Source organism: Geobacter metallireducens GS-15, from assembly GCF_000012925.1.
GTDB lineage: Bacteria > Desulfobacterota > Desulfuromonadia > Geobacterales > Geobacteraceae > Geobacter > Geobacter metallireducens.
The window spans coordinates 636,128-660,600 of sequence record NC_007517.1; the positions used below are offsets into that span (position 1 = coordinate 636,128).

Consider the following 24,473-nt stretch of genomic DNA (forward strand, 5'->3'; position numbering starts at 1 on the left):
CCAGCACTGAACGAGGGAACTTATATGGGAACGACAATCGCCAGGCAGATCAGGAGCATGGGGCTGCGGACTAAAATCGGCATCATTGTGATGCTGGTCGTGGGCTGTTTCCTGTATCAGATCATGTTCAAGCCGATGATTGGCGATACAGCCACCCAGACCTATTATTTCACCACTGATTCCACATCGGTGAACCTCGGCGCCGATGGCAGCACCAGCACCGCGGCGTCGCTCGGCGGCAAAATATCCATGAAGGTCGGTGTCTATGCCTTCTCCCGCAGTGTCAGCGCCGCGTCCAATACCTCCGAACAGAGGATGATCAGCGCCTATGGGCCGGTCTATGCCGCCAAGCAGACCATTAACGCGCCTGCCGTCACGATCGGCGTGAGGGACCGCAACGGCACCGCAAATGCCATTTACTGGAAGGCCTACGTCTACGCCTATAACCCGGCGGTGGCCCCCGGCACCGGCAACCCCACGGCTACCGGTGCCGCCAATAACGCGAGATTGCTCTGGACATCGGACGAGATGGAGGCCCATCCCTCGGTGCAGACGCCGCTGGACATGACCTTCACCAATCCTGCACTGCAGACCATAGATGCCGGACAGCGGATCAAGGTGGTCATCACCGCCCGCCTGGCAAGTACCGCCTCGTCGGCCCGCCTCTTCTGGGGGGGCGGAAGCAACTATTCGTTCTTTACCGTCACCGAAGCCCCCTATGTGGCTGATTCGGTTACCGTCTCAAACCTGGCCGATTACTATGCCGGCGGTCTCACCTCCGTCACCCAGGGGGACACCAATGTTCCCATGCTTAGATTCGACCTGTACACCAACGTGGCCGGGGGGGTCAACTGGTCGGGCGGGCTTCTGGATAAGATCGGCACCAATACCAGCGTCCTCAACCCCCTTCTGCCGGTGGACGAACCGGGAGACGTCTCCTTTTCGATCTACCGGGATGCCGATAATGACGGCGTCTTCGAACCCACCGACACCCTGATCGGCGGACCATACAATTTCAGCCAGTTGACCAAACAGGGGTATTCGTTGCCGACTCCGGAAGCACTTACCGCCACGCCCCGGCGCTATTTCATCACTTACACCATTCGCAAGAACGCGACCTATAACACCACTGTCGGCGCCCGCATTGTGGATGGCAGTTATTTCACCGTCGACGCCGCGGCGACGAACGGCGTGCGAAATGTGACCAGCACGTCGTCCTCAACGCCCCTCATCCAGTATGGGGGCACCCCGGTCGTCAAGAACTACGCGGCGGACTGGGATGCCGGCACGTCACTGACGAACATCGCCGAAACCGGCGGGCCGGGCTCCACAACCTCCACCTGTATTACCAGAACCACGGCAGGGTCGGCATTCCCGCTGGTCGGCCTGCTCAACTACCCCAACCACTCTTGTGCCAGTGTGGCGGGGCAGAACTACAGCAACACCAGCGGCAGCACCCAGCCGGATTTCGTCAGGCTCTATTTCAGCGGGGACGGCTACCACTCCGATATGCTGTCCATCAAGGGGCGCAGTTTTACCTACCGGCTCTATACCCCGTCAGGCGGCGGCACGGTCACCCTGCAGATGTTCTACGTCACCAGCGGGGGCGTGCGGGTTAATGCCCCGATTGCATCGACCTACAAATCCACCGGTACTCTCAGCCAGACCATTACCACCTCCCTGTCCGGTCAGGATTTTTCCAATGTCCCCCTTGGCGCCCGCCTCGGCATCCAGATCGGCGTCACCGCCAATGCGCAGATCGGCCTCGGCGGCGCGGTCGGCGCCCAACTGCAGGTGGAGGAAACGGCGGCCCTGAATGAAAACGTCGATGTGGGCGACGGTTTCCCCAGTGTCAATGCCAACGTCTATGCGGGCGACACCAGCAAGGTGATCGATTCGTTCACCTTGAGCGCTTCCAAGGCAAAGACCGTCTCTTCGATTTCGATCAAGGGCAACCCCCTGTTCAACAGCACAAATATCAAAAATGTCTGGATTTATCAGGACAACTCGACCGGCGGCATGCTTGGGGCCCTTGACGGCACCGACACCCTGATCGGGTCCACCTCCGTAATCACCGGCAACGTCGCGACGGTTTCGGTCGGCAGCCTGGCCATCGACAACAAGACCAAGCGATTCCTGGTGGTCGTCGATATCGGCGACACCCCCAACACCAACGTAATCCTGAACGCTCTGGTCAGTGACCTGGCGGTTGTCACTTCCGGCACCATCGGCGAGAACAGCGACAGTTCGTCGGCGAATCTGACGATCCTGCCGACCACGACGGTGAGCGGCGGCACTGCCGAGCCTCCCGGCGTGATCGTTCCTTCCGGCGCCGGCGCCACCAAGCTGGATGCGTTCAATCTTGCCACCAACGGCGGGGTCAACGACACGTTCTCCAGCGTCACGGTCACGCTTTCGACGACCAGCACCCTGCCCGCGGGCAAGGTCATCTCCGACTACGTTGCGCGGCTTGATATCATCAAGGCTGACGGCACTTCCTTCGGGCACCTGACTTCTCCCACCCAGGTCAATAACTGGCAGGTCACGACCACCGGCCTGGCCGCCACCACCACGCCCACCGATTATTACGTGGCCGTTACTCCCAAGGCGGGCCAGGGGATTACCTACGACGTCAAGGCCCAGGTTGTCTCGGTGGTCCACTCCAGGACGACCAACCGGCTGCTGCTGAGCGACCCGTCCAGCGCAACGGTCATCATGGACCAGCAGCCGCCGACCGACCCGACCCTGACTGTCGCCACCGGCACCTATCACAATGATATTGACCGCGCCGAGATCAACCTGAACTGGACCACCGCGACCGATACCAGCGGGAGCGCGGTCAGCTACGTTGTCGTGCGTGGCCTGGGGAATGCGCCGCCGCCACGCAATTGCACGGTGGACAACGTAAAGACCTTCCCGGTTTACTCCGGCACGGGCACATCACTTATCGACAAAAACCTGGATGAAGGCATTTCGTACGGCTACCGCGCCTGTGCGGTGGACTCGGTCAACAACGTCAGCGTGGGAACCGCCGGCAGCGCCATCGCCAGTATCAAGAACAGATGTACGGAGCTTCCCTCACTTGAGATCAATCCCAATGCCTCATACATCAAGGCCGGCAATACGCTGGGCCTGGATGTCGCCATCACCAGCAACGACACGGGCGTCTGTGCGGCAACCACCTACACGCTCTCGATAGTGGGCACCGACATCGACGACAGCAACTACACCGTCTCCACATTCAGCGGCAACAACTTCATAATCCCGACCATGGGGTCGCAGTATACGAAGCTGAACATTACCGCGAAGCCCGGCGCGGTTCAGGGGGCGGTCAAGACCTTCCAGGTGAAGGTCGCCAAGAGCTCCGGCGGAGAAACCCTGCACGCGGACCCGGTCTATGTCACGGTCAACAAATATGGCACCATGATGCACAGCAGTCTGCAACTGGGCACCACCAAGTACGGTATCTGGGGGAAGAATTACGACTGCGCCACCTGCCATTCCCCCACCGCCACCAATATCAAGCAGGTCAAAAACAGCATCGCCACCCCGACCGGTAACCGGCCGGTCGTGTTCAATATTCTCTCCACCGCTTCCAGTGCCAATGTGGCTGGTGTTTTCGGCAATGACCACAGAAGCGGGACAGCCACCACCAATGTGTGCGAAGTCTGCCACCACAATGCGCGTTTCCACCAGTACAGCTCGTCGAAGGTGACCTGGAAGGACCATAACAACAACGAAGACTGCATGAAGTGCCACTCGCACAAGCTCGGTTTCAAGACGGTGGCGCAGGCGGGGTCGTGTACCGACTGCCACGGCTATCCCCCCACCATCAAGGAGCAGCTGGTGGTGCCGACGACCAACGTGCTCTCCTCGTATGCAACCAATGCCGGCTCCCATGGCAAGCACAACGACCGCGGCCTCAAGTGCCAGGCCTGCCACAGCAACGGCAACCACCTGGTCACCGCCGTACCGGACAAAAACATCAATATGGGGTTCAAGGTCAACGGGACCAGCTTCCCCGGTTGGTTCGGCCAATACACCACCGGCATAATGCGTTCGCTGACGCCCCGTAACGGCTATACCTTTGCGACCGCCCCGGGCACGACGGTGCAGCAGGCACCCGGCACCATAATCAACTGCAATGTCTACTGCCACGGCTGGGACGGCAATGGCGGCTACAATACCGATCCGGCCTGGACCGGCATCAGCCAGGTCGGCTGCGGCTCATGCCATGCCGCCACCAACGACCAGCCCCCCACCTCCGGCAGCCACCACAAGCATGCCAGCAATGAACCCGGTTTCGGCAACGGCATTGCCTGCAGCAAGTGCCACGGTTTCCGCAATTACTCCACCAGCTCGGCCCACATCAACGGCAATGTGGAATGGGATCTCTCCACGCTGCCTCCCGGAACCTTCGGGCTGGCCCTTTACAGGGGCGTGGACAAGGGGAACACCGGCGCTCCGGCCCCCACGCCGCCGGGCAGTTACGGTTCCTGCTCCAACCTTTACTGCCACAGCAATGTCCAGAGCAACAACGGCACCGGTCCCCCGACGTCCTATTCCACCCCGACCTGGGGGGGGACGACCACCTGCAACAGTTGTCACCAGGCGCAGCCGAATGTGACCGGCGGGCATCCGCAGCATGCCGGCGCCGGCGTGACGGGCTTTGATTGCCGCATCTGCCATGGAAACGGCGGTGACGCCAACCCGCTCAACCATGCCAACGACTACATAAACTTCCAGTTCGGCGGCCTTGCCGAGAACACGCACTATTCCTACAGCTCGGCCAAGGTGCCCGGCTCCGCCTCCTATGGCACCTGCTACAACGGCAACTGCCACGGCTTGCGCCGTCCCAAGACCGGCCCGACCGCGCTGACCTGGGGCCCGGCCAATGACGCTATCCCGCTTTGCGACAAGTGCCACACTACGGATCCATCCCTCAAAAATGGCTTCTACAGCACCATGGGCCCCAACGGGACCACCTCGAACACGGACCCGTACGTTGGCGCCCACTTCCAGCATATCACCTCGATGCCGTTCAAGCTGTCGTCCCAGTACGATTGCTCCGAATGCCACAACAAGCCGACCGGCCCCTACACTCCCGGCCATATCGACTCGCAGCTGCCGGCCGAGCTGACTTTCGGCGCAACCGCATCGAGCGGCGCGGTCCTGACCGGTTACACCAGCGCCCAGCACCAGCCCGGCTACAACTACGGTGCCCACCAGTGCAGCAATATCTGGTGCCACGGCTCCGGCATGGACTCCGTCGAGGGGACCGGCCTCTACGGTTCCGCCGTGAGCGACGGAGCCACCCCCAATGCCAGCCGGATCGCCTCGCCGGTCTGGAATGCACCGTTCCTGAACGGTACCACCGCCGACTGCAACAAGTGTCACGCATCACCGCCGCCGGCACCGCTCCCCGGATACAATCACTGGGACGATGACAACAGCCGCCCCTACCAGGCCAACCAGTGCATCAATTGCCACAAGCATGTCAATGCGGCCGGCAACGGCTTCACCAAGCCGGAAATCCACGCCAACGGCGTTGTCGACAGCTGTCTGACCTGTCACGGCCTCCCGCCGACCGACAACAGCATGACCAACCCGCCGATTAATGCCCTGAGTGCCGGCATGACCGGCGCGCACCAGGGGCATTTCCTGAACCCGAATATCGGCAAGCGCTGCACTTTCTGCCACTACAACAATTCCGGCGACATGCCCAGCTACAAGCTGGAGATCGGTTTCAACGCCTTTGGCGGCAAGGTCCGCCGCGGAACGTTCTACGGCTACTCCACCCTGACCAACAGCTATTCCCAGCCGATTGTCTACTTCGCGACCATCACCAGCACCACCGTGCGGCGGACCACGAACACGGCCAAGCTCAATACCTGTGAGAACGTGTACTGCCACGGTGGCGGCTCGGGCGCGGCCCTGCCACCATTGGGGGGCGGCAGCAACACCAAGCCGGACTGGGAGCTGGGCTATACCGAGGCCACCTGCGGCAGCTGCCACGGCGTGACCGGCGAAACCTACCGGACCAGGGGGTCCCATGGCGCCCATGTGGGCACGCTCTTTGGCGAGCCGAAACTGGCCTGCTCCAACTGCCACGGCGTCAAGGAGAACAACTACCACGTGAACGGCCAAGTGGAGTGGGAGTTCTACACCTCCGCCAAGCGGATGAACCAGATTGCGGTCAACGACAGCTTTAAAGACAGCCTCGGCAATGTTGTCGTTCCCGGCTACAAAGCCGCCGGCGCCTCGTCCTTTGCGGCCAAAGGCGGCACCGGCAACCTGGCGCCCAGCGCCGCGTACGGCACCTGCCAGGTCTACTGCCACAGCGACGTTTACGATCACCAATTCAAGGCGATCACCTGGGGTAGCGGCGCCACCACCTGCAACTCCTGCCACCGGGACCAGACCTCGGCCGGCAGGTACACCGGCGCGCACCAGAAACATACCGCCAGTTCGGCCAACGGAGGCTACGGCATCGACTGCGTCATGTGCCACTACGGTTCCGGCGCCGGCAACCCGCTCCATGTGAACGGCACGGTTGACATCATCTTCAACTCGTCAGTGGTCGGTCCCAATGGCGTGTATGCACCCGGCGCCACCGAAGGGACCGGTACCTGCAAGAATATCCTCTGCCACGTTTCCGACGCAACCACCGGTCCGGCCTGGAACGGCGGATCTGCCAGCGGCAGCTATGCCACTGGCACCAACAAGCCGACCTGCATCGGCTGCCACAGCGGCGAGGTCGGCGGCCGCACCGCGGTTATCCCGCAGTTTGCCGGCGCGTCGCACCACGTCCAGGGTGTAACCATGAGCGCCACCTACTGCTACCCGTGCCATATGGAGGCAAACGCCGACGGCACCGCCAATGCCACCTACCATGACCGGACCACCGGCAAGTCGGTTGATCTGGTGCTCTATGGCAACGGCACGCGCGGCACGGTCTTCACCAGGTACACGGCCGCGGGAAGCGCTACCCGCAAGCGGACGGAATACGCCAAGATCAACAACGTCTGCATCGGCTGCCACAGCACCAAGAACAATGCCACAACGCCCTTCAGCGCCAGCGGCGATACCAGGACACCCAAGACCTATGCCTGGGACAACAGCAGCATCTTCAACCGGTACAGTTCCACCGCCACCACGCTGTGGGGCAAGGTCACCGGCAACGACACGGTGAAGAAGGGGCTTAACAAGGCCTTCTCCGCCCATGGCAATGCCAGCGGCAACCAGCGCGGCTGGGCGTTCGGCTCCTACACGGGCGGCCCGAAACACAGCAACACCAGCGGCGCCGTCAACAATGTGCTCTGCTTCGACTGCCACAACTCCCACGGCACCGTGGCCAGCGGCATCATGACCAGCTACTCCAGCGCCACGGGCCGCTACAGCGGCGGCATGCTCAAGACCACCGTCCAGGGGGTCGGCGGCTACAACTCCACCTATGCGCCGGTGGCAGGCGGCGATTCGGCCGCGCCCAACAGGAACGCCTACAACACGGGTGCGTCCCTCTGCTTCGACTGCCACAACAACAAGACGTCCAATACCTCCATGCCGTGGGGCTACAATGACACCTTCGGCTCCAACCAGCCCATCTACGGCTTCCATGACAAGCCGTACTTCGGCAACTACTCCACCTTTGCCATGACGGTCACCTATCCGTACAAGGCCAGCAACCCTGGCAACAAGGGGGGCCACTACGGCCCGTCGTCACCGCTGACCACTGCCGTCACCCAGCGGACGTTCGCGAACGGCATCAAGGACAATCCGTACTCGGCCGGGGTTTCCTCGCCCATCAACGGCCTCTGTACGCCGTGCCACGACCCCCATGGCGTCAGCAAGAACACGACCTATGTGAGCGACCGCAACTACGGCGTGCCGCTCCTCAAGGGGACCTGGGTCACCTCCCCCTACCGGCAGGATTCGGCACCGCGGAACACCAACGAAGCCCGGGGCGGCAGTACCCATTCATCGTCCTATGTGCCCATTACCGTCGGCAGCACGCCCCGGTACTTCATCGACCAGAACAGCATGCAGGCGGGAACGGTGGGCGAACCGACGACCGCCCGGTCCTGGACGTTCACCACTTCCGCCGCGACACTGCAGACCACGGCCGATACCCAGTTCGCCGGGCTCTGCACCGGCTGCCACAACAAGTCGGTGCTCAACAACACGGCGGCGGTGACCGGTGCCCCCGGTTCGACCGGAAGCTGGAAAGCCATGACCCGGATCCACAACACCGTCGATGGCTGGGCACTCACAACGGGCAGCGGCGGCAACGTGAGCAACAAAGTGCATGCCTTCACCTGCTCCAAGTGCCACACGCCCCACAACGCCCGGCTACCACGGCTCATGGTGACCAACTGCCTCGATGCCAAACATCGCGGCGGGGTGGCTGCCGGCGGGAATCCGGTGGAGTACTCGAAATGGTATCAGAGCGGGGCCGGCAAGGGACGGTTCCCTGTAGGCGGCGGCGGGTTCAAGTCCCGTGGCTCGGCGATCAACCCGGGGACCTGGTTCTTCGGCAAGTCCCAGAGCACGGTCCAGAACGCGGCGCCGGCACTGACCCTGACCACCCAGACCCAGTGCCACAACACGGCAACAGCCGGTGGCATAACCTACACCAACTACACGACGCAGCACTGGAACAACAAAACACCGTGGTAGAATGCCGGCAGACAGGCGGGGGGGAGTCCGTGGCTTGCCCCCGCCCCGGCACACAGAAAGGAGATGATCGGATGAAAAAGCGCAGCTATGTCAAGCCGAGGATCGTCGGATCGGCGAATGTTCATCCCTGCTGAGGCGGAGACCGCAAGGGGAGACAGAGGTGGGGCCTGTTCATGGTCCCACCTTTTGTCATTTGAGGGGGTGGGTATTCATGTTGCAAGGGCAATTCAGCGCTTGCAACGTGGTACGGAGTGAAGAGTATACTGTTCGTGATTTCAGCAAGGTGGCCCGAGAATCCGCGGAATTGCCGCCACTAACGGAGAAAAACGATGCTGAACAAATGTTTGTTGCTGACCGGTGCCCTGATTGCCGTGCTGACCGCCCCCCTGGCCGCTCCGGCCTACGAATACGACCAGGAGCAGACCCGGAAGCTGATCGAGAACATGGTCAGGGACCTCGGCGGGCATGACGGCCTGCGCGCGAACAGCGGTAAAGTCATGCGCTGCGTCCATGGCGGCACGAAAAAGGTGACCATCGTTCAAAACGGTGCGCTGACGACCTACAACGGGGTGTACAGCAACTGCCGCGAAAATGATTCCATCAGGGACGGCATTTACGACATCGCCCTCGAAGGAAATGAAGTCACCGTCAGTTCCTCAAAACGCTCCATCAACGGTGAACTGTTCGATGCCGCCATGGGGGGTGACGCGAAAGCCGTCAAAAGATTGGTCAAGGCCAAGGCCGATGTCAATTATACGGAAAGCATCAAGAAAAGCGGCGGCGGTCACATCGACGAGTGGACGCCGCTCATGTCGGCTGTGGCCTCGGGAAGCCTGGATTCCGTGAAGCAGCTGGTCACCGCGGGGGCCTGGGTCAACTACATGAACAGCATGGCCGTGAACGCGCTCTGGATCGCCGCCAATAAGGGCGATGTCGCCATCGTTAAATATCTCCTGAAGTCGGGCGCTTATGTCAATAACCGGAACTTCGAGGATGTCACGCCGCTCATGGCGGCTTCCATGAACGGGCATGGGGAGGTGGTTAAAGCCCTGATCGCCGCCCGGGCAAAGCTCGATTACGTCCACAGCGGGGGTGATACCGCCCTGATGTTCGCCCTGGCAGGCAGGCACACGGCTGTGGCGCGGCTCCTGCTGGCTGCCGGCGCTGATGTGAACGTGAGGAACCGCGACGGACTCACGGCCCTGCACATCGCCGTGTCGGAAGGGAATCTGGAGATGGTGCGCGGGCTTCTGAAACGTAAGGCCGATGTGTCGGCCACAATGGACAGCGGCAAGAACGCGCTGGATATAGCCCGAGCCAGGGGAAATGCCGCCATCGTGGAACTGCTGGAAAAGGGACGATAACGTGACGAAGCCTCTACGGCCCGGAGTTCAGCTCCTGCTCTGCCTGATTGCCTATTTCTCCTCCGGTGCGGCGAGCCTCTGTGCGGAAGTTACCTGGAACCGGATGCTCATCGTGGTGGTGGGCAATTCCCTCGCCGCGACCTCCATGATCGTCGTGGTCTTCATGGGGGGGCTCGGCCTCGGGGGGTATGCCGGCGGGAAGCTCCTGGCGCGCCGCCGGTGCTCGCTGCTTCCCTACGCGATCCTTGAAGTTCTCATTGCCGCCTACATCCTCCTCTCGCCAATCCTCTTCGACCTCCTTGCCGGTGCCTTCTCCTCCCTGGCCGAGCAGTGGGAACAGCCGGCGCTGCTGAGCCTGCTGCGGTTTGCCGTCACCGTGGTGGCCCTGTTGATCCCGGCGACCCTCATGGGGGCGACGTTCCCCGCCATCATGACCGGGGTGCGATCCAGGTATCCCGAAAACAGCCATGCGCTCCTCTATGGCGTGAACACCGTGGGGGCGGCGGTGGGCTGTTTCGTGGGGGGGTATCATCTGCTCTTCGAACTGGGGGTTCAGGCAACGCTCTGGCTGGCCGCCGGACTTGGCGGCGTATCAGTCCTCTGTGTGGCCGTGGCAGCGGTTCTGTCTCCGTCTCGGGCCTGTTTCCAGCTCGCTCCGGAGCCGGAGGTGGCCGACGAAGGCACTTCTGCTTCCGGCGAGGGGGGGCTGTTCCGGTTCCTGGCGGTTTCCTCCTTCCTAGTTGGGTTTGTGGCCCTTGCCTACGAGGTGCTGGTCACCCGGATGGTGATTCTCTTTCTGAACAATCTGGCATCCACGTTCGCGCTGGCCCTGACCGGCTTCCTGCTGGGGACCGGCGCCGGGGCGCTGCTGGCCAACGGCGCCCATGCCGCAAATAACAGGATCGGCGGGAACGGGGTGCGCCTGTTCGGGGCCATTGCCCTGTTGTCGGGCATCCTGCTAGCTGCGACCCCCTATGCTATCATGGCGGCCAGCTACCCGCTGCAGGCCCTCGGCATCATCGTCATCCCGATGGTTTTTCTCGGCTCGCTGCTCCCCTTCGCCATCCGGACCCTGCACGCGAGGGATCGCGAAGCCGCGATCCGGGGGACCTCCTTCCTGTACGCCGCCAATACGGTCGGCGGGATGCTGGGGGCCGGCCTCATCAATTATCAGCTTCTGCCGAGGATCGGCCTGCAGGGATCGGTCGGGCTCCTGTTCGGCATCTGCGCCGCCATTGCCGTCGCCTGCTTCGTCCCGTCCCTGACCCGCGGCTTCAGGTGGGCGACCCTGCTGCTGGTTCCGGCGCTCATGCCGCTCATCACGCTGAATGCCCTGCCGAACATCATGAACCGCTATGCCCTGAAGATCGCCGAGTGGACCGGGGCCCCCGAGGTTACGATCAGGCTTATTCACGAAGGGCGCGCCGCCAACGTGACGGTGCTCGATCAGAACGATCCGAAGCAGGGGGAATTCCGGGACATGTATCTGAACGGCATCGAGGAGGCGTCGACCCGCTTCTACCACGCCCAGCTCTTCAAGCTCCTGGGGATGCTTCCGGTTGTCGTCCATGGGGCCGAACGGCCCCAAAACGCCCTCGTCATCGCCTTCGGCTCGGGGATTACCGCCGGGTCGGTCCTGGCGTCCGATATGATCTCTTCCCTCGATGTGGTCGATCTGAACCCCGATGTGGAGGGGATCAACAATCTGTTCAAGGAATTCAACGGCGACGTGTTCCACGAGCCCCGCTTCCGCTTTCACAATGACGATGGCAGAAATTATCTGGTGACCAGCGGGAAAAAATACGATCTGATCATCAGCGACTCGACCCACCCCTGCTCCTACGACAGCTGGATCCTGTACACCCGGGAGTTTTATCGCGATGTGAAGCGGCGCCTCCCCCCGGGCGGCGTCTTTGCCCAGTGGGTCTCCGTCTCCGAGATCATGCGGGGCGAGCTCTTCCCGATCTATCTGAATACCTTCCGGAGCGTCTTTCCCCATGCGACCTTCTGGTATGTTTACGGGTCGAACCAGGCCCTGATGCTCGCCACGCCGGAACCGTTCAGGCTCGATGCCGGCAAGCTCCAGAAGCGCCTGGACCGGCTCGCCCCCTGGTTCAGGGCCGGGGAATACCAGCTCGATTCAGTCGCGAAGGTGGCGGGCTTCTTCTGGCTTGATGAAGAGATGATGGGCCGGATGATCGGCGCCGAGACCCGTGTGAACACGGATATGCGCCATTATTTCGAGAAGTCCTCCATGCAGGCCCAAATCCCGCCGCAACGGCAGCTTCCCTTTTTCCAGGCCGATGTCACGCGGTATCTCACCGGTGGTGATGAACGGCTGCGCAGCGACATCCGAAAGGAGCAGAAGACGGGGTTGCTGCTGACCAGGTATGGTTTCTACAACGATATCAGAGACCTTGGCCAAGCTTACTGTTTAAGTCCTGAGAACAATAACGTAAAATACTGGATGAGATTCGCCTATTCCGGAAATATCCCCGCGGGACTGTGCCCCTAGACATGCCATTCTTTTTGGGTGAGCCGAAAAAATACGCGAAGCACGCCGCAGGCATTGCCGCAGCATGGGCCGCGCTTATCTGCCTGGCGGTGTACCTGCGGGCCCTTGGCTGCGATTTCATCAATTTTGACGATCCGTACTACGTGATCGACAATCCCGGCATCAGGATCCTTGACCGGCAGTTCATCCGGGAGGCATTCACCACCTCCTACCTGGGGTGGTGGATGCCGCTCACCTGGGCCTCCTTTGCCATCGACTACCATTTCTGGGGGCTCGATCCGCTCGGGTATCACCTGACCAATATCGTGCTCCACGCCCTGAATGCCGGCCTGGTGGTGCTGGTCGCGGACCGGCTGCTGCGGCGGTGGCAGGGGGAATGGTCCGGGGGGGGGACGAGCTTCCTGTACCCGGCGGTACTGCTGCTGGCCGGGCTGTTGTGGGGGATTCATCCGCTGCGGGTGGAGTCGGTGGCCTGGGTGACGGAGCGCAAGGACGTGCTCAACGGCGTTTTCGCGCTCGGCTCGATCTTTTCCTACCTCTGCTACGCTGACCGCGAGGACAACGGGCGCAAGGGTGCCCGGTCCGCCTATGCGGTTTCCCTGCTGTTTTTCCTGCTCTCGCTCATGGCCAAGCCGGTCAGCGTGGTTATCCCGGCGATGCTGCTGGTACTGGACTGGTACCCGCTGGGGCGTTTGTCGCGCGAAAATGCCGTGAAAAGGGTCGCCGAAAAACTGCCGTTTTTCGCGCTGGCTCTGGCGGTGGTTGCCGCCACTATAACCCTTGCCAGCGGGGAGTCGATCCTGGTCTCGTTTCATGTTTTTCCGCTGTACAAGCGCATCATCCTTGCCGGCAGCTCGTTGTTTGCCTATCTCCGCATGGCCGTCTTCCCGGTGGGGCTGGTGAACCTCTACCTGCTTCCCCGTGTGTTCCCCGCGTCCTATTACCTGGCCGCTCTCGGGATTCTTGCCCTGACCTGCTTCTGCTTCTTTGGCTGGAAGCGCCGGCCGGGGCTGCTGGCCGCCTGGTTGCTCTTTGTCCTTCCGCTGGCGCCGGTCCTCGGGTTTCTCCAGAACGGCTCCCAGGCCTATGCGGACCGCTTCACCTATCTTCCCGGCGTGGCCCTGAGCATTGGTGGCGCCGGTCTGCTGGGGGGGATGGTTTCCCGCTGTCGTGGCCGGTCGCGTCAACTGGTCGTGGCGTTAGCCGTGGCGGCGACTATCCTCTGCGGCACCGTTTCGTATCACCTGATCGGCGCCTGGAAGAATCCGGAGACGCTCTGGTCGCGGGTGATCGCCGTCGAGCCGATCGGCAGGGCATTCTATCTCCGGGCGGACTACCGGCAGCAGAAGGGGCGCTACCTGGAGGCGGCGGCCGATCTGGCCGACTCCATCGCCATTGGGGAGCGGGACGGTTTCCCGGGGGTGTTCAACCTGCATGCCATGCGGGGCGATGCCCTCAACCGGGCCGGGCGTTATGGGGATGCGGTGCGCGAATTCACCACCGCCATCAATCTGAAGCCAGTTCCGGAGTATTTCTACCATCGGGGAACCGCGCTCATGGCCCTTGGGCGCGGGGAGGAGGCAGCGGCGGATTTTCGGGAGGCCGGCGATGCAACCGGGCCCATTGCGTGGGAGGTGTATTGAGCCATGGAATGCGCTCCCGCCATAGCGTTGGCTGACGGTAGGGTCGGATGAACTGGAAGCTTATCCGCATCATCGATGTCTGGCTGGGGATCCCGATACTTTTCGGGATTTTTGTTGCCGGGCGGCTCTTCGGGAAGCGGCAGCCGCAGCGGCCGGCCACGGTCAGGCGCATCCTGCTGATCAAGTTCTGGGGGATCGGCAATCTTTTCATGATGCTCCCGTCGGTTCAGGCGCTGCGTGCGGCCCACCCGGCAGCCGCCATCGATGTTCTCTCGCTGGACAGCAACCGGGATGCCATCCGGGCCTGCGGCGTGTTTGACGGCGTCGCCACCATAACCACCGCCGGTCCGCTCCGCTTCCTGTTATCGTGGCGGCGGGCCGTCGCCCTGCTGAGAAGGAACCGCTACGACATCATCATCGACTTCGAGCAGTTCGCGCGGTTTTCCGCGCTGGTTGCCGGCCAGATCGGGGCCGCGGAAATTATCGGGTTCCGGACCGAGGGACAGCATCGGAGCCTCAATTTCACCGTTCAGGTCCCGTACGACAATGCGATCCATGTCACGCGTTCCTTCCATGCCCTCGTTGCGGCTGCCGGAGCGGCACCGGTTGATCGCCTGCCGGCGGCCGGGATCAGCGGCAGCGAAAATCTGCGCGAACGCGGCAAGGAACTGCTCGCGCAAATCGGAATCGGGCCGGATGAGCTCTGCGTCGTCATGCATGCCGGCACCAGTGGCAATTTCAGTGAGCGCCGCTGGCCGCCCGAACGGTTTTCCTCCCTTGCCGATACGCTTCATGCCGGGCACAATGCCCGCACCATCTTCACCGGAGCGGCTGAAGAGGCCTTTCTGACCCGTGAAGCGGCAAGGCATCTGCACCGGCCGTTGTCCGCCCTAGATCTGGGGGGAAAGCTGAAATTCCGGGACTACCTCGCCCTCATCGCGGCTGCCGATCTGGTGGTTTCGGCCGACACGGCGGCCGTGCACATGGCATCGGCGGTCGGAACACCGGTGGTCGGGCTGTACGGTCCCAACACGCCACGCCTCTACGGCCCGTGGGGAAGGGGGGGCGTGGCCGTCTGTCAGGGACTTGACTGTAGCCCCTGCATCACCAACTTCAACGCCAAGCTCCATGTCTGTCGCCACCCCGCGGGACGGGGGGCCTGCATGGGGGCCATCGGGGTGGAAGATGTGGCGGCTGCCATCCGGCGGAATTTCCTGGAGCCGGATGCCCCGTTTCTGCTCACCAGGCTCTCCGGGGGTATGCGGTGATGCGCTTCCCGCGGCTGGCATACCGGGTTCTGCGGAGCAACCTGGGGGACCTTCCGGAGCCGTACCGGATGACCTGGGGGGTCACCAGCCGTTGCCAGGCCCGCTGCGCCATGTGCAACATCTGGCGCCGGCCGGCCGGAGATGAGCTTTCCCTCTCCGAGATCGACCGGTTCCTGGCCCGTTCGAACCGGTTCTCGTGGATCAACCTGACCGGCGGAGAGATCTTCCTCCGCGACGATATCGACGGGATTCTCGATGTCATCGACCGGCACTGCCGGCAGCTCTGCCTGCTCAACTTCCCCACCAACGGCCATGACAGCGACCGGATCGTGGCGGTGGTGCGGGCGTTTCTCGCCAGGATGTCGGTGCCGCGCCTGATGGTTTCGGTCAGCCTCGATGGTCCCCCCGAACTCCATGACCGGATCCGGGGGGTGGACGGTTCGTGGGAACGGGCCGTGGCAACCTTCCGCCGCTTGCGGGAACTGCGGTCCCGGCGCTTTTCGGTGTTTCTCGGCTACACCGTGCAGGAAGCCAATCTGGACGGGTTCGACGGCATGCTCCAGGCGGTCAGGCGGGAGGTGGAAGTGACGGATGACGAGCTCCACGTCAATGTGGCCCATGTTTCCGGGCTCTATTACGATAATGCCACCTTTTCGGGACTGCCGGCTCCGGAGGAGACCTGCCGCCTTCTGGACCGGATCAGCGCGTCGCGCCGGAGCGGGGTAATGAGTCCGGTCTCGTTCCTCGAACGCCGCTACCAATCCCTGGTCCGTCCGTATCTGGAGCGAGGGACTACGCCGCTTGCCTGTCAGGCGGCTGCCGCCTCCTGTTACGTCGATCCGGGCGGCACCGTCTATCCCTGCACCGGTTTTGACGCCCCGGTCGGCTCCCTCAGGGAATGGGGGTATGATCTGGGGCGGCTCTGGCGCAGCCCACGGCGCCACGAGGTCAGGCAGGCAGTTCGGGATGGGGCCTGTCCGGGATGCTGGACACCCTGCGAGGCATACCAGACCATCATGGCGAACCTGTTTGCTGGAGGCGGCAAAGGGTGATGATCAGGAAGGTCTATCACGATTTCCTGCTGGCGAAGCTGAAGCAGGATGGGGTGGGGTGGCTTGCCCGGCGGGCGCGCCAGTACCTGCTGCTGCACCTCTCGCCGCTTGCCGGGCGAGCCCTGTGCGGCCCGGTTCACGGAAGCCTCATGGTCACCCGCCGCTGTAACTGCGACTGCACCATGTGCGACATCCCCTCGAAGCGCCGGGAATCAGCTGGCACCGGGGGCGACGAGCTGGACACCGCACGCCTCAAGGAGATCATCGGGGAGTTTGCCCGCCTGGGAACGCCGGGCCTCGGCTTTACCGGCGGCGAGCCGCTGCTCCGCCCGGACATCTACGAACTGCTGGCCTGCTCCCGGCACAACGGCATGATTACCCATCTCAACACCAACGGTTATTTTCTCGACGACACGGCGGCGCGGTGTATCGTCGATGCCGGGGTGGAATCGGTCAATATCTCGCTGGACGGGGCCTCTCCGGCGACCCACGACCGGATCAGGAACTGCGGCGGCGCCTTCGAGCGGGCCACGGCGGCTGTGGAGCGCCTGCACCGGCTGCGCCGGGAGCGGGGAGTGCCGCTGCGCATCAAGATGGTGGCGGTCCTCAGTGAAGCCAACATCGACGAGGCCGGGGATCTGGCGGAACTTTCCCGCGAACTCGGCGCCGACTGCATCGAGTTCATTCCGTGCCAGCCGCTCACTGGCAATGGGGGTGACAAAGCGACGCCCGATGAGTCCTTCATGAAAAAAGTCGACCGGCTGGTGGAGTATCTGCTCGCAATGGGCCGGGAGCGGGGGATGGTCGAAAATTCTCCCGCCCACCTGCGGCTGTTCCGGTCATCGGTCGCCGGTGTCCCGTCTCCGGTGCGCTGCCGGGCAGGGTACCATTCCCTGTTGGTGGACTGCCATGGGGACGTGTTCCCCTGTTTTCCCCGGATGAGCTGGGGCCGGCGGGCCGGCAATGTCAGGCATGGCAGCCTTGTGGATCTGTGGCGTTCCGATGGGTACCAGACCCATCGCGATATCGCGTCCGCGTGCCGGGACTGTTATCTGAACTGTCATCTGGAACTGAATCTCTTGTTCGACCACAAAGCGCGGGGGCGATTCCGACGCGGGAGCGAGCGGTGAATTTCTTTTCTCTGAAACGGGAACAGGCGCTGGATTTCGTCTGCCTTGCGGTGGTGGTCCTGGCTGTGTATGGGAGAGCCCTTGGCCATGATTTCCAGACCAACTGGGATGACAACTGGTATGTGCTCTATAACGAAGCCGTGCGCGGTTTTTCATGGGACCATATCCGCAGCGCATTCACCGGTTACTTCGGCGGATATTACGCCCCGGTGCAGGTCGTTTCGTACATGCTTGACTATTCGCTCTGGGGGCTCTGGCCCGGCGGCTTCATCCTGACGAACATCCTGCTGCACCTGCTGAACGGGCTCCTGATCTACCGGTTGCTCCTCGGTTGGTACGGGCAGCGTCTGGTTGCTCTGGTGGCATCGGCAATTTTCCTGGTTCATCCGGTCCAGGTCGAGGCCGTTGCCTGGATCTCCCAGAGAAAATCACTCCTGGCCCTGCTCTTCTTCCTGATCGCCTGGAAACAGTACTGCCGCTATCGCCTGGCCCCGACAGGGAGAGGACGATGGAGCTATGGGGCATCCTGCGGCGCGTTCCTGTTATCGTTGCTGGCCAAGCCGACCACGGTGGTCCTTCCCGTAATCCTGGTGCTGTACGACCACTGCTTTGCCGATGGGGACCGACGGTCCCGGTATGCGGACAAGGTTCCCTACGTGCTGCTGGCCGGCATTTTTTCTGCCCTGACCCTCTATACCCAGTCGCCGGAGGTGGCGGAAGGTGGCCGCACCGCCTACCACGGCGGGAGTCCCCTGGGGACGCTCTACACGATGCTCCCCGTGTTCTGCCGTTATCTGGAAATGCTGGTCTGGCCCGCCGGCCTCAGTGCCGCCTATGCTCCCCCGATCCGGCAGGCCGTTGACGCCACAGTGGTCCTGTCGGCCCTCCTCCTTGCCGGCATCGCCGTGGCCTCGGTCCGGCTGTATCGGGTCGACCGGCGGCTCGCCTTCTGGGTCCTCTTTTTCTGGGTCGGGCTCCTGCCGGTTTCCCAGATCGTGCCGGTCATCTCGCTGCTGTACGACCACTATCTCTATCTCCCAATCATCGGCGCGGCCGCCTTGGCCGGATCGGGCGGGGCACTGCTGTGGGAGCGCCTGGCACCGGAGCGCCGTTTCCTGCTCTATGCGGTTGTGCTGCCGGTGCTGGCGGCCCTTTCCGTGGCCTCTTTTCAGCGGACCGGCGTCTGGAAGAATTCCCTGACCCTCTGGAGCGATGCCGTTGCCAAGGAACCGGGGAGCGATCTGGCATGGCAGATCCTGGGTGGATCGCTATTGGACGTTGGCAGGATTGCGGAGGCCAGGGAGGCTTATCAGCGGGGCTTTGCGCTCAATCGGTCAAATACGGAGATCCTCCATGCCCTGGGGCAGATTGCCACCAACACGGGGGAGCTTGACCAGGGATACCGGATGCTGAAGAGGCTCCTGGAGCTGAAGCCCGATTACGTCTCCGGCTGGGCCAGTCTTGGCACCAATTACATGAAACGGGGCGACTACGGGGAGGCTGAAAGGGCATACCAGCGCGCACACTCTTTGCAACCGGAGGCGTGGCAGGTGGTGTCCTTGCTGGGGAATCTGGCGCTGACCCGGGGGCGCCTGGAAGAGGCCCGCGGATACTTCGTGCAGGTGGAGGCACAGGCGCCGGGGGACGCCGCCAATGCCTATGCCCTGGCGAGCGTCGAGGCCCTGTCGGGCAATGCCGATGCCGGCCTCGCCTGGCTGGAGAAGGCCGTGCAGCGGGGGTACGACGACTTCGGACGGATGTACGACGATCCGCGGCTGTCGGCCCTGCGGGACAGCCCGCGCTTCGACCGCCTGGTGCGGAACAATGCTGGAAGATAGGATGCTTGTGACGATGATACGTGGTGCCGGATGGCGATGCGATGAGCCCTGTTATTTATCCTTGGCGGATTTCGAATCATGAAACTGTCGGTGGTGATGCCGGTTTACAACGAGAAGGCAACCCTTCGTGCCATCTATGAACAGGTGGCGGCGGTGACGATCGACAAGGAGATAATTCTTGTGGATGACTGCTCCACCGACGGCACCCGGGAGATCGTCAGGGAACTGGGTGCCACTGGGGCCACGGTGGTTCTCCATGACCGGAACATGGGGAAGGGGGCTGCCTTGAGGAGCGGCTTCCGGCATGTTACGGGGGACGTGGTTCTCATTCAGGATGCCGATCTTGAGTACGATCCGGGACAGTACCCGCTGCTGATCCAGCCGATTCTGAACGGCGAGGTCGATGTGGTCTATGGCTCCCGGTTCCTCTCCGGGGAACGCAGCCTCGGCATGTCGTTCTGGAACAGGGCCGGGAACAGGATACTGACATATCTTTCCAACACGCTGACAAAACTGGAGCTGACCGACGTCGAAACCTGTTACAAGGTCTTCAGCAGGGACGTCCTGGAGCGGATCACCATAGAAGAGAACCGGTTCGGCTGTGAACCGGAGATCACCGCAAAGCTGGCGAAACTGGGGGTGAGAATACGTGAGGTCGGGATATCATATCGCGGCAGAACATCCGCCGAGGGGAAGAAAATCGGCTGGAGGGATTTCATTTCGTCGGTGAGATGCATAGCCAAGTATACTTTGACGTGATGGGTTGATAACGTCACGGAAGCGTACTGCCGTTTCACGCTAAAGATCGGGGGTGAGTTGCTTGAAGAACAAAATGATCGGCTTTTTCCTGATGGTGTTTTTCTGCTCGATACAGGCAGTTTTTGCCGCGGATGACACCGGAACCATCACCGGCAAATGGATCACCAAGGAGTACGGCCCCATGACTGACGCGCAGGTGCTGCTGTTCAACGTGGCCAAGGGTCCTCCTCCGGCAGGCCACAAGTATCTGCGCACCCCCGATATGGGAACCCCCGTCGACCAGGAGGGGGGATTCCGGGTGCAGGCCCCTGCCGGCAGGTACTACCTGGTCATGCTTAAACGGGTGGACCCCAACAGCGCCGGCCCTCCCCGGGAAGGGGATCCGCAGTATTACGCCCGGGACAAGAAGGGGAAACCGAAGGAGTTCGTGGTGAAGGCCGGAAAAACCACGAATATCGGCACCATCACCGAGGCGGTCCCCTACCGGAAAGGGGTGGCCGCCGTCAAGGACGGCACGACCGGTATCGAAGGGACCGTAACCGACAAACAGGGGCAACCCGTGGCCGGTATCCGCGTCTTTGCCTACGAAGCCGCGGAAATGCAAGGGATGCCGCGTTATGCCTCCAACGAGACCGGTGCGGACGGGAAGTATGTGCTGGTCCTTACCGGGAAGGGGACCTATTTCCTCAAGGCCCGTACCCATTATGGCGGCGGGAAGCCGGCAGAGGGCGAATTCCTGGGTGCTTACGGTTCCGGCCCCGTTGTCGTTGATGGCGGGCAACTCCGGCAGGGCATCGATATCCAGGTCACCAGATTCAGTACGCAGCAACGCAAGCAGCAATGAATTCCGCAATATCGCTTCTGTTGCTGTCTGTCCTCCTGCTCCTCCCGGCTCCCAGTCGGGCAACGCCGGTGGAGGGGGTGGTGGTTGCGGAGCAGGGGCCCCTGGAGGGGGCAGTGGTATCCGCCTACGGTTCCCTCAAGGATATCAGCGGTGGAACGCCCCTCTGCCGGTCCTCGCCGGGGGAAAAGCCCGGCTTCTACCGGTTGAATCTCCCTCCGGGCGCCTACCATCTGGTTGCAACGGGAAATCGGGAAGGGTCGGAGTATTTTTCGTTCCACGGCGCCAATCCCGTGACCGTCGCCGGCGAGAAGCTCTGGCTCCCCTTTATCGCTACCCCCACGGCTCCGGCCGCAATGAGGAAGTCCGACATCTCCCGGCTCACGGGGGTCGTCACCTACAAGGGAAAGCCGGTGGCCGGTGCCCAGGTGTCGCTCTATTCCGCCGCCGGGGAACAGTGCAAGGGGCTGGGTGTCGTCACGAAGACCACTGACGCCGCGGGGAAATTCGCCATCGACACGGTTGAGGGCGACTACCTGGTGGTGGCCCGGAAGCGGTTGGCGTCCGACAGGGTGATGCAGCTGCGCAGGGGGGATCTTTTCTGTTACTTTGCCGGCAATCCCGTGACCGTGGCCCCCGGCACGGAAACGGCGGTTGTCATTCCCTGCTATCCCAGGGACGACGTCCGGGGTTTCCTGGCGGACGGGGCGTCGGTGGGGGGGAAGCGGGGCGGACTGGCCCGCTTCAGGGAGCGAGCCGCGGAGGAACCGAGCCGCTACGGCATTTCCGGCAGGGTCACCGGCCTGGACGGCAAGCCCGTGGCGGGGCTTGTGGTCATGGCCTTCAAGGGCGAGCCGAACCAGCTCTTCCGCATGAACATCCCCCGGCTGAAATCGGAATTCATGGCGAAAACCGACGCATCCGGCGCCTTCACGATCGGGTTGAAGGAGCCGGGCACGTACTATCCCGTTGCCCGTGAGTTTACCGGCATGTCGCCCCATCGGGGGGAGCTGTTCGGACTGTACGAAGGGAATGCGGACCACGCCGTGACCGTGGCGGGGCAGCTTGAGGATGTGAAAATAACGGTCGGCAGGGTCATGACCGCCAGCGGGGAAGTCCCGGCGCCGGCGGCAACGGTGGAGAAATCCGTGCGGCGCAAGGCTGCGCTGCGCCTGGGCGACACAGTGATCGACCGGGATACGGTCTGGAACGGCCGGGTGGAGATTGCCGGAAGGGTGGTGGTGTCCCGGAGAGCTACCCTCACCATCCTCCCGGGAACGGTGGTGAGGTTCCGGAAAATCGACCGGGACAAGGACGGGATCGGCGACGGCGAGCTGAGGGTGCTCGGAAGGCTGGTGGCGGCGGGGACGCCGCGGCAGCGGATTCGGTTCATGTCCGCCGAGAAGAAGCCCCGGCCTGGGGATTGGTCGTACATTCTCCTCTTTACCTCGGGGGCGGAGAACGTGCTCCGCTACTGCGTGGTGGAGCACGCCTTCACGGGGCTCCAGGCCCATTTCTCCCGGGCGGTGGTGAGCGATTCGGTTTTTGCCGGGAACAGCGAAGGGCTGCGGTTCGGCAGGGCCGAACTGGTCATCGTCCACAACGACATCGAGCGCAACCGTTACGGCATCCGCTACCACCGGCTGGAGGGGCCGGTGACCATGGAGTACAACCTGATCCGCAACAACGACGTGGGGATTTTCTTCGTCCCCTCCGGCCAGAACCGGGTGGATTTCCTGCCGGACGAATACGAGGCGGACCCGGCCTACGCCATGATGCCGGTCATCAGGTTCAACGCCATAAGCGGGAACCGGGCGCACGACTACCGGTTCGGCGACCGGCAGCGGTACGACACGGTGGCCCGGGACAACTGGTGGGGAACCGCGGCGCTGGACAGAATTTATTCGAAGATATACGACAGAAAGACCGATGCCGATCTGGGGGCGGTGCTGCTGACCCCCGTTCTCCCCGGGCCTCCGAGTGGCGTCGGAGTGAGGCAGTGATGCGATCCGGCAAAAAGCAGTTACATCGAGGGCACCAGTTGTAGTAAAGTGCTCTGATGCTCAAGCGTTTCTTCCTTTCCCGAAAAACCGTTATATCCCTTATTCTTCTCATGCTCGGGGCGATTCTCCTGGGGTACTCGTTCCCGCAACGCTTCCTTACCTCGCCTCCGGAGCTGGACAAGTGGCAGCTGGCCAATCCGGCCCTGGCAAAACTGTCGCGGGTGCTGGCCCTCGACCATGTCTATACATCACCCTGGTTCGCGGTGCTGCTCGTGCTGTTCCTCGTTTCGCTCTGCTTCTCCACCTGGGAGCAGTTCCGGCTTGCTCTCCGGAAGAGCCGGGAGGGGGGCGCGGGAGGAGAATCCTTTGAATCTGCCGCCGGCGCCGCCGAGCTTGCCGCGGGCCTTCGCTCCCTGGGCTATCTGAGGATGGGGGGGCGGGACGGCGCCACCCGGTTTGTCCGCCATCCGTGGGGCTATTGGGGCAACTTCCTCCTCCACCTGGGGATCGTCGTCTCCATTGCCTCGTCGCTGGTGATCCTTCTCTATGAGAAACGGGCGGTGATCGATCTGCTCGAAGGGGAAGTGCACAAACCCGGCGCGGACTGGATCAAGGAGGAGCGGGGCCTGCTGGCCGGCAAGCTGGTTCTCCCCGATGCGGTGCGCCTCGACCGGGTTGTGCCGGAATACTACGACAACGACAACATGCGGCAGCTTACCACCGACTTCAGTTTTGTCGACGCTGCCGGCCGGCCGACGCCGTTGTCGATGCACATCAATAAATCGATACGGTACAAGGGTGTGCGGATTTTCCAGGGGAAGTCCTACGGCAGGGCATTTTTCGTGAAGTTCACGGGACAGGACGGCCAGGAGCACGGCGAGGTTTTCTCCCTCGACCAGCCAACTGACCGAAATACTGCCTCATACAAGGATTTTGTCCTCCCCTGGCTGCCGAGCGCACTCAAAACCAAATATTACGGGGATGCCGACCGGCGTTCCCTTGACGGGAGCAACCCCCTCTTCGTGATGCGCCTCATGGAGGGCGGAAAGGCTGTCGCGGAGCTTCCCCTGAAGGTGGGGGAGACGGGGCGCTTGGGCGGCTACACGGCCCAGTTGGTCAAGGTGGAGCGCTGGGGGGGGTTGATTTTTATCGACACCACGGGCATGGCGGGAATTTTCCTCGGATTCTTCATCGTCTGCCTGGGCGGGTCGCTGAGCTATTTCTGCCCCCCCCGGGAGTGCTCCCTTTCTCCCTCAGGGGAAGGGTGCCGGCTCTCCTGGCGGGCAACGCGCTTTGAACGGCTCTACCGCGACGAGTTTGACTATCTCCGCCGGCTGGCGGGGTTGCCCGTTGCGACGGATGAGCGGAATGTTTGACTATCTAT

The 24,473-nt window shown here is 62.6% G+C and carries 12 protein-coding genes; all 12 read left to right on the forward strand.

From position 1 onward, the window contains the following. The first annotated feature begins 24 nt into the window (after positions 1–24). Complete coding sequence (locus GMET_RS02900; protein WP_004512279.1) at positions 25–8,676, forward strand: CxxxxCH/CxxCH domain c-type cytochrome; 8,652 nt, start codon at positions 25–27, stop codon at positions 8,674–8,676. A gap of 329 nt (positions 8,677–9,005) precedes the next feature. Next, entirely contained in the window at positions 9,006–10,040 is a 1,035-nt protein-coding gene (locus GMET_RS02905; protein WP_004512280.1) for an ankyrin repeat domain-containing protein, read from the forward strand. Position 10,041: 1 nt separating this feature from the next. Then, positions 10,042–12,555: a spermidine synthase gene (locus GMET_RS02910; protein ID WP_011365690.1), complete on the forward strand. Its 2,514-nt coding sequence runs from the start codon at positions 10,042–10,044 to the stop codon at positions 12,553–12,555. A gap of 2 nt (positions 12,556–12,557) precedes the next feature. Then, positions 12,558–14,198: a tetratricopeptide repeat protein gene (locus GMET_RS02915; RefSeq protein WP_004512282.1), complete on the forward strand. Its 1,641-nt coding sequence runs from the start codon at positions 12,558–12,560 to the stop codon at positions 14,196–14,198. A 47-nt stretch (positions 14,199–14,245) separates the two neighbouring features. Continuing rightward, positions 14,246–15,466 carry a glycosyltransferase family 9 protein gene (locus GMET_RS02920; protein ID WP_004512283.1) on the forward strand — a complete coding sequence of 407 codons (1,221 nt, stop codon included), beginning with the start codon at positions 14,246–14,248 and terminating at the stop codon, positions 15,464–15,466. Then, positions 15,466–16,518, forward strand: a complete 1,053-nt coding sequence (locus GMET_RS02925) for a radical SAM protein (protein WP_004512284.1) — start codon at positions 15,466–15,468, stop codon at positions 16,516–16,518. The genes GMET_RS02920 and GMET_RS02925 overlap by 1 nt, the downstream gene beginning before the upstream one ends. Continuing rightward, positions 16,518–17,648: a radical SAM/SPASM domain-containing protein gene (locus GMET_RS02930; protein WP_004512285.1), complete on the forward strand. Its 1,131-nt coding sequence runs from the start codon at positions 16,518–16,520 to the stop codon at positions 17,646–17,648. The genes GMET_RS02925 and GMET_RS02930 overlap by 1 nt, the downstream gene beginning before the upstream one ends. Further along, a complete protein-coding gene (locus tag GMET_RS02935) occupies positions 17,645–19,486 on the forward strand; it encodes a tetratricopeptide repeat protein (protein WP_004512286.1) in 1,842 nt (613 codons plus the stop codon). Before GMET_RS02930 ends, GMET_RS02935 begins: the two co-directional genes overlap by 4 nt. A 78-nt stretch (positions 19,487–19,564) precedes the next feature. Beyond that, complete coding sequence (locus tag GMET_RS02940) at positions 19,565–20,245, forward strand: glycosyltransferase family 2 protein (protein WP_004512287.1); 681 nt, start codon at positions 19,565–19,567, stop codon at positions 20,243–20,245. Positions 20,246–20,297: 52 nt separating this feature from the next. Continuing rightward, positions 20,298–21,089, forward strand: a complete 792-nt coding sequence (locus GMET_RS02945; protein WP_390138754.1) for a carboxypeptidase-like regulatory domain-containing protein — start codon at positions 20,298–20,300, stop codon at positions 21,087–21,089. After that, entirely contained in the window at positions 21,086–23,089 is a 2,004-nt protein-coding gene (locus GMET_RS02950) for a right-handed parallel beta-helix repeat-containing protein (protein ID WP_004512289.1), read from the forward strand. Before GMET_RS02945 ends, GMET_RS02950 begins: the two co-directional genes overlap by 4 nt. 56 nt (positions 23,090–23,145) lie before the next feature. Beyond that, on the forward strand, positions 23,146–24,465 hold the full coding sequence (locus GMET_RS02955; RefSeq protein ID WP_004512290.1) for a cytochrome c biogenesis protein ResB: 1,320 nt from the start codon (positions 23,146–23,148) through the stop codon (positions 24,463–24,465). The last annotated feature ends 8 nt before the right edge of the window (positions 24,466–24,473 follow it).

Excerpts from the sequence above, each read along its gene's own strand:
- GMET_RS02950 (WP_004512289.1), top strand. The coding sequence starts at position 21,086 with ATGAATTCCGCAATATCGCTTCTGTTGCTGTCTGTCCTCCTGCTCCTC.
- GMET_RS02905 (WP_004512280.1), top strand. The coding sequence starts at position 9,006 with ATGCTGAACAAATGTTTGTTGCTGACCGGTGCCCTGATTGCCGTGCTG.
- GMET_RS02930 (WP_004512285.1), top strand. The coding sequence starts at position 16,518 with ATGATCAGGAAGGTCTATCACGATTTCCTGCTGGCGAAGCTGAAGCAG.
- GMET_RS02920 (WP_004512283.1), top strand. The coding sequence starts at position 14,246 with ATGAACTGGAAGCTTATCCGCATCATCGATGTCTGGCTGGGGATCCCG.
- GMET_RS02955 (WP_004512290.1), top strand. The coding sequence starts at position 23,146 with ATGCTCAAGCGTTTCTTCCTTTCCCGAAAAACCGTTATATCCCTTATT.
- GMET_RS02915 (WP_004512282.1), top strand. The coding sequence starts at position 12,558 with ATGCCATTCTTTTTGGGTGAGCCGAAAAAATACGCGAAGCACGCCGCA.
- GMET_RS02900 (WP_004512279.1), top strand. The coding sequence starts at position 25 with ATGGGAACGACAATCGCCAGGCAGATCAGGAGCATGGGGCTGCGGACT.
- GMET_RS02940 (WP_004512287.1), top strand. The coding sequence starts at position 19,565 with ATGAAACTGTCGGTGGTGATGCCGGTTTACAACGAGAAGGCAACCCTT.
- GMET_RS02925 (WP_004512284.1), top strand. The coding sequence starts at position 15,466 with ATGCGCTTCCCGCGGCTGGCATACCGGGTTCTGCGGAGCAACCTGGGG.